This is a genomic window from uncultured Cardiobacterium sp., assembly GCF_938028185.1.
In the GTDB taxonomy this organism is placed as follows: Bacteria; Pseudomonadota; Gammaproteobacteria; order Cardiobacteriales; family Cardiobacteriaceae; genus Cardiobacterium.
The window spans coordinates 1-10,079 of record NZ_CALJAH010000359.1; the positions used below are offsets into that span (position 1 = coordinate 1).

Here is a 10,079-nt window from a genome sequence, read left to right on the forward strand (position 1 = left end):
GGAAATATTCATTGGCGCAGGAGGAATAATCAGCCTAATGACAAAACTAAAATGATTGGTCAAGTTGCTGAACATATCGTTTGTTACGCAAAAAATAGTCGCGCTTATAAAGAAGCTGGTGTTGGTAAAATCGGACTAACCGGAACGTTCTCGAATCCAGATAATGATCCACGCGGCGATTGGGCTACGAAACCTTGGAAAGTAGGTTCCGATCAATCCGGCAGTAGATATTTAATCACTACACCAACTGGAAAAATATATAATGAAGAATGGATGGGTGATGAAGATAATTTCAAAAATCTTTTGAATGATAAAAGAATAATCTTTCCTGATAATGGCAATGGGTCACCGCGAAAAAAATACTATCGCACAGAACGCGAAGAAGAGGGGCAATGTGCAACAAACTGGTGGCCTCATGAGCAGTTTGGTCATAACCAAGGTGCCAATGCATTACTTGAATCACTATTTAATAAAAAAAATGTTTTTAGCAATCCCAAGCCTATTGAACTTATTGATGGAATCCTTAATGTTGGAAATGTTAAATCTCAAGATATTATTATGGATTTCTTCGCAGGTTCTGGCACAACTGGCCATGCTGTTATGGCACAGAACGCTGCAGATGGTGGAACACGCCGCTATGTGTTAGTTCAGTTTCCGGAAGACCTAGAAATTATTTGGGAGAATGCAACAGGATCCGCCAAAAAAACTGCCAAGAATGCCATTGAGTATTTAGAAAAATTAGGACGGCCACCTACCATCGCCGAAATCACCAAAGAACGTCTGCGTCGTGCCGGCGACAAACTCAAAGCGGAAAATCCCGACTGGCAGGGTGATACCGGTTTCCGCGTTTTCAAACTCGATACATCGAACATCCGCGCCTGGAACCCGCAGCCGGAAAACCTGCAGGATGCTTTATTGGATTACCAGAACAACCTGCGCGCCGGGCGCAGCGAGACCGACGTTCTCTACGAGCTGCTGCTCAAACTGGGGCTGGATTTGTGCGTCCCCATTGAGACGCGCGACATCGCAAATCTTACGGTGTACGCCGTCGGTGGTGGTGTGCTGCTCGCGTGTCTTGCTGAAGCAATCAGCCGCGAGCAGGCCGAGCCGCTGGCATTGGGCATCGCCGCCTGGCACAAGGAACTGGCACCCGCCGGTGACAGCACCTGCGTTTTCCGCGACAACGCCTTTGCCGATGACGCCACCAAAACCAACCTCAGCGCCATTCTGGAACAGCACGGCATCTCTAACGTGCGCAGCCTGTAGGAGCGTCTCGCCATGCAAATTACCCGGATTAACCTGAAAAACTGGCGCAACTTCCGCACGCTGGATGTTCCCCTGCGCGACGTTTCCTACATTCTTGGGCCAAACGCCTCCGGCAAGTCCAACCTACTGGATGTGTTCCGCTTTCTGCGCGATGTGAGCAAGCCGACCGGCGGCGGACTGCAAGCGGCTATTCTCGCCAGGGGCGGCATCAGCAAGCTGCGTTGCCTGCACGCCCGCAACGATACGGAGGTGTGTATTGACGTGGAGCTGACAGAATCGCCCGATAGTGATGCTGTCGCCGACTGGCGCTATGTTCTGGGTTTCAAGCGCGAGCCCAGGGGGTTGCAACGCATTCTGGTATCCAGAGAGGAGGTCTGGCAGAAAGGCAAAAAACTCTTCTCTCGCCCTGACGCGCAAGACAGGGTGGATTCCATGCTGCTGACACAAACCCGCCTGGAACAGATTGCCGCCAATTCCAGCTTTCGTGTGCTCGCGGATTTTTTTGGCGCGATTACCTATCTGCACCTGGTGCCGCAACTGTTGAAGTTTGCCGACCACCTCGGCGGGCGTGTGTTGGAAAATGACCCATTCGGCCAGGCATTTCTGGAGCGTATTGCCAAAACACCGGAACGCACCCGCTCTTCCCGTCTGAAAAAAATCAGCGAAGCGCTCAAAGTGGCGGTGCCGCAATTCAAGGATTTGCGCTTCGTCAAGGATGACTCCGGCCATCCCCATCTGGAAGCACAGTATGCCCACTATCGCCCCAAGGCGGGCTGGCAGTCGGAGGAGCATTTTTCCGACGGCACGCTGCGGCTGCTCGGTCTGTTGTGGTCTTTGCTGGACAGCAATGCCATGCTGCTGCTGGAAGAACCGGAAATTTCGCTGAATGATGCCGTCGTGCGGGAAATTCCGCTGATTATCGAGCGATTGCAAAGGAACAAGAAACCCCGGCGGCAGGTCATCATAAGCACACACAGCGAGGCGTTATTGAGCAATCCGGGCATTGACGGGCGCGGCGTCATTTTGCTGGAAACCACGCCAGACGGCTCTACTGCACGAACCGTACAAGGCGATGAGCAGTCGGCGCTGGAAGCCGGGCTGTCCGTGGCAGAAGTTATGCTGCCCAAAACCCGCCCGGAATCGGTTGGCCAACTCAGCTTGTGGGAATAGGGCTAATGTCTGTTGTCCTTGCGACTGAAGACGCGCTGAGCGAGGCAGTAGGCCTGCGTCTGCTCCGTGAGCATGACATTCTGGTACGCACACCGCCCACGCTTGTACGCAAAAACGGCGCTGGTTATCTGCGCGCCAGAATGAATAACTGGAAGAAAATAGCAGCACGTCAAATCGTCCTGCTGATTACGGATCTGGACGATGTACCCTGCCCGTTACAACTGCGGGCGGACTGGCTTGGCACCAACCAGACCTGCCCCGCCAACCTGCTCTTTCGTATCGCCGAGCGAGAAGTGGAAGCCTGGCTTTTGGCAGATCACCAAGCGATGACGCAGCTCATGGGTAAAAAAGTGAAACTGCCAGATGCGCCGGATGCCTTGCCCGATCCCAAGCAATTTTTGCTGAAACAGGCGAAAAACGCGCCACGGGCGGTACGTGAGAACTTGCTTGCCGTGCAGGGTGCTATCGCCCGCCAAGGGCTGGGGTACAACACATGCTTGACGGCATGGGTGAAAAAAGAATGGTCGCCACAAAGAGCCGCCGAACACTCACCCAGCCTGGCGCGAGCTCGGCGTGCACTGCAACAAGCCGCGACAACACTGGCATAACCTGGCGCAACGCCATGAATATATTTACGAATTCTCAATTTTTCAGGACGGCTTATGAAACTGCATTTTGAATCCAACCTCGATTACCAGCTCCAGGCCATTGAGGCCGTCTGCGACCTCTTTCGTGGGCAGGAAATATGTCGTAGCGAATTTACCGTAACCATGCAGGCGCCCCTTGCGCCGAACCTTGGCGGAAAAGAAGGAATGTTGACCGCAAAATCCGATTTGGGCATCGGCAACCGTCTTTCCCTACTAGATGACGAGCTACTGCAAAACCTGCATGACGTGCAGATGCGCAACGCCTTGCCAGCTTCCGCCACGTTGGCATCAGGGGATTTCACGGTGGAAATGGAAACCGGCACCGGCAAAACCTATGTCTATCTGCGCACCATTTTCGAGCTGAACCGTCGCTATGGTTTCAGCAAATTCGTCATCGTCGTGCCGTCTGTCGCCATTAAAGAAGGCGTTTACAAGACCCTACAAATCACGAAAGAGCATTTCAAAAACCTGTATGCGGGCGTGTCGTTCGATTATTTCCTTTACGATTCTGCCAAGCCAGGAGCAGTGCGCAACTTTGCCACCAGCGCCAATATCCAGATTATGGTGGCTACGGTCGGCGCCATTAACAAAAAAGACGTGAACAACCTCTACAAAGAAAGCGAAAAAATGGGTGGCGAGAAGCCGATTGACCTGATTCGCGCAACCCGCCCCATCATCATCGTGGACGAGCCGCAAAGCGTGGATGGCGGGCTTGAAGGACGCGGCAAGGAAGCACTGGACAGGATGAACCCGCTTTGCACCCTGCGCTATTCCGCCACCCATGCCGACAAGCACCACATGGTGTTCCGCCTTGACGCAGTGGACGCTTACGAGCGCAAGCTGGTCAAGCAGATTGAAGTCGCCTCGGCAACAGTGGAAGAAGCGCACAACAAGCCCTTCGTTCGCCTGCTGAAGGTGGAAAACAAACGCGGTCGTATCAGCGCGCGGATTGAGCTGGATAGACAAACGCAAGCGGGCGTGCAACGCACCGAAGTAACCGTTTGCGACGGCGACGACCTGCAACAAAGCGCCAACGGCCGCGAGATTTACGCCAATTTTCGCGTGGGGGAAATCAGCACCGCCAAGGACAACGAGTTTATGGAGCTGCGTTATCCCGGTGGTGAAGCGTTTCTGCGCCCTGGCGAGGCGCATGGCGATATTGACCCGCTGCTGCTGCAACGCGAGATGATTCGCCGCACCATTAAAGAACATCTCGACAAGGAGCTGATCCTACGCCCGCGCGGTATCAAGGTACTTAGCCTGTTTTTCATCGACAGCGTCGAAAAATACCGCCGCTACGACGCAGACGGTCAACCACACAAAGGCATCTATGCCGATATCTTTGAAGAAGAATACCGCCGTGCCGCCAAACTGCCGCAATACCAAAGCCTCTTTGGGGAAATTGACCTGCAAACCGCTGCGGCCGATGTGCATGACGGTTACTTTTCCATCGACAACAAAAAGCGCTGGACGGACACCGCCGAGAACAATGCAAGCAACCGCGAGAACGCTGCTCGCGCCTACAACCTGATTATGAAGGAAAAAGAAGAACTGCTCTCGCTCGCTACCCCGCTGAAATTCATTTTCTCGCATTCGGCACTGCGTGAAGGCTGGGACAACCCCAACGTCTTCCAGATTTGTGCGCTGCGCGACATCCAAAGTGAGCGTGAGCGCCGCCAGACCATTGGTCGCGGCCTGCGCCTCTGCGTCAATCAGGAAGGCGAGCGGGTACGCGGCGACATCAATATCCTGACCGTCATCGCTACCGAAGACTACGAACAGTTCGCCGAAAACCTGCAGAAAGAAATTGAGGCCGATACCGGCATCCGCTTCGGCGTTGTCGAGCCGCATCAATTCGCCGCCATCGCTGTGACCACTGCGGACGGAAAGACCGCACCACTGGGTACGGAGCAATCACAAGCATTGTGGGAGCACCTGCAAGCCATCACCTACATTGACACCACCGGCAAAGTGCAAGACGCGCTGCGCACGGCACTGAAAAGCGGCAGTCTGGAACTACCTGCTGCATTTACCGCACAAAAAGAACAAATCACAGCAATATTGCGCAAAGTGGCGGGACGACTGGAAGTCAAAAACGCCGACGACCGCCGTCCGGTGCCGCTGCGTAAAGCCATCTACCTCAGCGACGACTTCCGCGCACTGTGGGAACGCATCAAGTACCGCACCACCTATCGCGTCCAGTTTGACAACGAACAACTCATCACCGATTGCATCGCCGCGTTGAAAAATGCACCAACTGTCAGCAAAGCGCGGCTGCAATGGCGCAAGGCCGACCTTGCCATTGGCGAAGCGGGCATCACCGCAACAGAAAAAACAGGTGCCGCAACCATAACCCTGGAAGAAACTGCCATCGAACTGCCAGACCTGCTGACCGAGCTGCAAAACCGCACCCAACTTACCCGCCGTAGCATCGTCCGCATTCTCACGGCAAGCGGGCGCCTGGAAGACTTCACCCGCAATCCGCAACAGTTCATCAGCATCACCGCCGAGACCATCAACCGCCGCAAACGCCTGGCACTGGTGGATGGCATCAAATACCGCAAACTCGGCGACGATGCGTACTATGCACAAGAGCTGTTCGAGCAGGAAGAACTGACCGGCTACCTGGAAAATATGCTGCACGGCACCCAAAAATCCCTCTATGAAAGCGTGGTATATGACTCGGAAGTGGAGCGCGGTTTTGCCGATGCGCTAGAAAAAAACGAAGCTGTCAAACTCTACGTCAAACTGCCGGGCTGGTTCAAAGTGCCCACACCGCTAGGCAGCTACAATCCCGACTGGGCGGTGTTAATTGAAAAAGATGACGAACAGCGCCTCTACTTCGTCGTAGAAACCAAAAGCAGCCTGTTCAGCGACGACCTGCGCGATAAAGAAAACGCCAAAATCGAATGCGGCAAGGCACATTTCAGCGCACTGGCAACCAGCGACAACCCGGCACACTACGAAATGGCGCGCTCGGTAGATGACCTGCTGGTACAGGCGGCAAAAAAACAGCGAACTGACTGAGTACAAAGTATGGACAGAAATGGAATGCGACGACATCCGTATCACAGACTGCCCACATTGCAGCCCCCTGCCGTACAAACGATAATAGCCAACTTTTCACCACGCGAAAGCCAACACCATGAACCAAACGACCATCCCTGACGTCCAGGGAAAACCCGATACCCGCCACATCGCCATTACCCGCGTCGGCATCCGCGACATCCGCATCCCGCTGCACGTCGCAACGCCTAACGGCGCGCAGCCGACCGTCGCCACCGCAGAGATGACCGTCGCCCTGCCGCACCAGCAAAAAGGCACGCATATGTCGCGCTTCATCCACCTGCTGAACGAAGCGGGCACCATCAGCCTCGACAGCTTCGCCGCGCTGCACGCGGAAATGCTGAAGCGGCTGAACGCCACCGAAGGCAGCATCATCCTCACCTTCCCCTACTTTGTGAAAAAACAGGCGCCGGTCAGCAAAACCGAAAGCCTGCTCGATTACGAAGTGACCCTCATCGCCGACGGCGGCGTGGAGGACTGCATCGTCAGCGTCGAAATCACCATCGCCGTCACCAGCCTCTGCCCCTGCTCCAAAGAAATCTCCAAATACGGCGCGCACAACCAGCGCTCGCACATCATCATCCACGCCGAATACGACGAAAAAACACCGTTTACCTTTGAAGACCTCATCCGCATCGGCGAAGAAGAAGGCTCCTGCGAAATCTGGGCGACGCTGAAACGGCCGGACGAAAAATACGTCACCGAGCGCGCCTACGAAAACCCGAAATTCGTCGAAGACATCGTGCGCGACGTCGCCGCCCGCCTGAACGCCGACCCGCGCATCAAGGCGTACCGCGTCTCCTCCGAAAACTTTGAATCCATCCACAACCACTCCGCCTACGCCATCATCGAACATGACAAACGCGACTGAAACGCCGCAGCCGCGCGCCATCCGCAGCTACGTCCTGCGCCAGGGACGCATCACCGCCGGACAAGAACGCGCCTTCGCCGACCATTGGCCGCGTTACGGACTGGAAGTCGATGACGCGCTGCGGCTGGATGCGCCCGCACTCTTTAATGATGCGCGCGACCTCATTCTCGAAATCGGCTTCGGCAATGGCGACAGCCTCGTACAAATGGCCGCAGCCGCGCCACAAGCGGGCTACATCGGCATCGAAGTCCACCGCCCCGGCGTCGGCCACGCCATGCTTGCCGCCGCCGCCGCTGGCATCGACAACCTGCGCCTCATCCGCCACGATGCCGTAGCCATCCTGCGCGACCACGTCGCCGACGGCACGCTCGCGCGCGTACAAATCTACTTCCCCGACCCCTGGCCGAAAGCGCGACACCACAAGCGCCGCATCGTGCAGCAGCCCTTCACCGACCTCATCTGGCGCAAACTGCGCGCGGGCGGCGAAATCCACTGCGCCACCGACTGGGCGGCATACGCCGAATGGATGCGCGACGTCTTCGCGGGCGACCCGAAATGGCACAACCTCGGCAACGCCGACGGCTACGCGCCGCGCCCCGAGTGGCGGCCACAAACCAAATTCGAGCGCCGGGGCGAACGCCTCGGCCACGGCGTCCGGGATTTGCGTTATCGCAAAAATGGCTAACCAACGCGCGCCGTCTGGCGCGTTTTTTATGGTGCGGCGCGCATCACTATCGCATAATCCTGTTTCTAACCAAATCGTCACAAATTATTTGCCAAGCGCCCTGCCCGCCCCTACACTACACGCTCAAACTGCAACCGGACGCCCGCGCCCATGATCAAACGCATCCTTGCCTTTATCGCCGTCATCTGGCTCATCATCGCCATCCTCGCGCCCTCTTTCATCGCGCCGCAAATCGAGGGGCAGTTGCGTGCCTTCCTCGATGGCCCCGATGCCTTGCGCCTGCGCGGCAAAGGCCTGGAACTGCAGCTTGAGCATTATCAGCGCGGCTACTTCAGCAGCCAGGCCGACCTGCGCGTCAGCATCCGTCCCTTCAGCGGCCAGCCGACCTGGTACAGCACCACCCTGCACGCGCGCATCAACCACGCACCGCTGCTCAACAGCGGCATCAACCTCGTCAGCGCCAGCATCACCAACGGCAAAAGCGACGGCAGCCTTGCCGCCTACCTGCCCGAAGACCACCTGCGTCTGCAAACCCGCATCGCCATCCTCGGCCAAATCCACCAAATCATCCGCATCCAGCCGAACCGTACCACCAACCTCGACAGCGACGGCCTCACCCTGGGCTGGCACAGCCACATCCGCGCCCCCGACCGCGGCAACGGCGAATGGCTGCTGGGACGCCAACAATGGCTGCAAGGCCGCCACAGCCTCAACATCAGCCGCAGCAGCGGCACCTACCGCAGCGACGGCGAAACACTGCGCCTGAGCGCCGCCCAGCTCAACCTCAGCCGTCGCGACATCAGCACCAGCGCCCAGCAGGACATCACCCTTTACAACCTGCAGGGCGACCTCACCCGCGCCGAGCAGAAATACAACATCGAAGACATCAGCATCAAGGACAAAGGCACCATCGGCAAGACGGTGAACCAGCGCCTGCAACACAGCACCATCACCCTTCACCGCCGCGACAACGGCAGCCTGCGCAACCTCGAAGCGCAGACCAGCCCGACCTTCGACCTGCCCGTTGCCAAGGCGCTCAACGGCGACCGTCTCTACCTCTCGCTCCAGCAGGAAGCGGACGGCAACCGTCTCATCATCAGCAGCAACCGCGAACAAACCACCCACATCAGCGGCAGCCTGCTCTTCCCGCTGCTGTTCCCGCCGCCGTACAACATCGCCCAACTGAACGGCACCCGTGGCGAATTCGTCCTCTATGGCGATTTCGCCCGCGACAGCGGTCTCTTGCCGCTGCTCACCCTCGCACTCGGCAAGGATCGCCTGCCTGCCGATGGCGATGGCAATTACCCGTTGCAAATCGACGTCAACGGCGACGAAGTCCGCGTCAACGGCAAAACCCTGCTGATGCTGCACTGAACCCCTGCCAGCCCGCTGCGGCGGGCTTTTTCATTGCGCTATACTTTGGTCAAAACCCTATGGAGACCCCCATGCCCCGCAAAATGCTCACCCTCGCCGCCGCCTTGGCCCTCGGCGGCTGCATGACCGCACAACAATGGACGAAAAACCCGCCGCTCACCACCGTCAACGACGACCGTGCCTTTGGCGGCGACAACCTCGTCGCCTTCGGCCAGGTCAGCGAAGACCATCCACCGCTACAGGCGGGCAGCCTGATTCTCGTCGGACAAATCTACTGGTTTGCGGTGAACAAGGCCGAATCGGCAGAGTTGATGCGGGTACTGACCAGCGACCTGCCGCGCCAATTCCTCTTTACCGACCAGAGCGGCAGCAAAACCTATCAGGTATTGACGGTAATTCTGGACGAAAAAGACCGCCAGCATTTCACCAGCGAAGTCTGCCTGCGCTACGACACCACCGAGCCGACGGAAGTCGCCAAATTGCAGGCGCTGGACTTCCAGCCGCGCAAAATCGGCAACGAGCCCGCCTATGGCCGCTGCCTGCCGATGAATAGACCTCTTGCGAAAGTATCCTGAAGATTTACAATTCCCAAATGAAATACGAAAACCTAATCCAAAGAAGCGACAGGGAATTCAAACGGCTCACAGGTGTAACGCCCGTCCTTTTTCATGAAATGCTGCAAGTCACCACAGAAGCAGAAAGCCGGAAGGTCAAGTCGGGCAGGCCGCATACGCTCGGTTTGGCAGACCAACTGCTGCTTACCCTAAGTTATCTGCGCCATTACCATACCCAACTCGAATTGGCCGCTATCTACGGCCTTTCCGAAAGTAATGTCTGCCGCACCATCCGTAAAACCGAGGACGCCCTCATCCGTTGCAAACGCTTTTCCCTGCCAAAACACAAGAATCCGGGCGATCAAACGGTCATCATTGACGTTACCGAAAGCCCGATTGAACGTCCCAAAAAAACAGCGGCAGTATTACAGCGGCAAGAAAAAGCG

8 protein-coding genes and 1 pseudogene are annotated in these 10,079 nt (G+C 56.7%); all 9 read left to right on the forward strand.

Annotated features, from left to right (window positions below):
• Positions 1-1,266, forward strand: a 1,266-nt coding sequence (locus Q0349_RS10580) for a DNA methyltransferase (protein WP_298080900.1), incomplete at its 5' end; no start/stop codon positions are given.
• Positions 1,267-1,278: 12 nt separating this feature from the next.
• Entirely contained in the window at positions 1,279-2,436 is a 1,158-nt protein-coding gene (locus Q0349_RS10585) for an AAA family ATPase (protein ID WP_298080901.1), read from the forward strand.
• A 5-nt stretch (positions 2,437-2,441) separates the two neighbouring features.
• The gene (locus tag Q0349_RS10590; RefSeq protein WP_298080902.1) at positions 2,442-3,044 is read left to right on the forward strand and encodes a hypothetical protein; all 603 of its coding nucleotides are present in this window, start codon (positions 2,442-2,444) and stop codon (positions 3,042-3,044) included.
• 54 nt (positions 3,045-3,098) lie between these two features.
• On the forward strand, positions 3,099-6,110 hold the full coding sequence (locus Q0349_RS10595; protein WP_298080903.1) for a DEAD/DEAH box helicase family protein: 3,012 nt from the start codon (positions 3,099-3,101) through the stop codon (positions 6,108-6,110).
• Between the two features lie 118 nt (positions 6,111-6,228).
• Positions 6,229-7,020: a GTP cyclohydrolase FolE2 gene (gene folE2, locus Q0349_RS10600; RefSeq protein ID WP_298080904.1), complete on the forward strand. Its 792-nt coding sequence runs from the start codon at positions 6,229-6,231 to the stop codon at positions 7,018-7,020.
• Positions 7,004-7,705: a tRNA (guanosine(46)-N7)-methyltransferase TrmB gene (trmB, locus tag Q0349_RS10605; protein ID WP_298080905.1), complete on the forward strand. Its 702-nt coding sequence runs from the start codon at positions 7,004-7,006 to the stop codon at positions 7,703-7,705. The genes folE2 and trmB overlap by 17 nt, the downstream gene beginning before the upstream one ends.
• Before the next feature lie 150 nt (positions 7,706-7,855).
• Positions 7,856-9,079, forward strand: a complete 1,224-nt coding sequence (locus Q0349_RS10610) for a DUF945 family protein (protein WP_298080906.1) — start codon at positions 7,856-7,858, stop codon at positions 9,077-9,079.
• Between the two features lie 71 nt (positions 9,080-9,150).
• Positions 9,151-9,654 (forward strand): hypothetical protein, encoded by a 504-nt coding sequence (locus tag Q0349_RS10615; RefSeq protein ID WP_298080907.1) that lies wholly within the window; start codon positions 9,151-9,153, stop codon positions 9,652-9,654.
• A 17-nt stretch (positions 9,655-9,671) separates the two neighbouring features.
• Positions 9,672-10,079, forward strand: a pseudogene (locus Q0349_RS10620) (transposase family protein); the annotation flags it as partial.

Bases quoted from the DNA above. Each gene is read 5' to 3' on its own strand.
- Q0349_RS10590 (WP_298080902.1), top strand. From the start codon at position 2,442: ATGTCTGTTGTCCTTGCGACTGAAGACGCGCTGAGCGAGGCAGTAGGC.
- Q0349_RS10615 (WP_298080907.1), top strand. From the start codon at position 9,151: ATGCCCCGCAAAATGCTCACCCTCGCCGCCGCCTTGGCCCTCGGCGGC.
- Q0349_RS10585 (WP_298080901.1), top strand. From the start codon at position 1,279: ATGCAAATTACCCGGATTAACCTGAAAAACTGGCGCAACTTCCGCACG.
- Q0349_RS10610 (WP_298080906.1), top strand. From the start codon at position 7,856: ATGATCAAACGCATCCTTGCCTTTATCGCCGTCATCTGGCTCATCATC.
- Q0349_RS10595 (WP_298080903.1), top strand. From the start codon at position 3,099: ATGAAACTGCATTTTGAATCCAACCTCGATTACCAGCTCCAGGCCATT.
- folE2 (WP_298080904.1), top strand. From the start codon at position 6,229: ATGAACCAAACGACCATCCCTGACGTCCAGGGAAAACCCGATACCCGC.
- trmB (WP_298080905.1), top strand. From the start codon at position 7,004: ATGACAAACGCGACTGAAACGCCGCAGCCGCGCGCCATCCGCAGCTAC.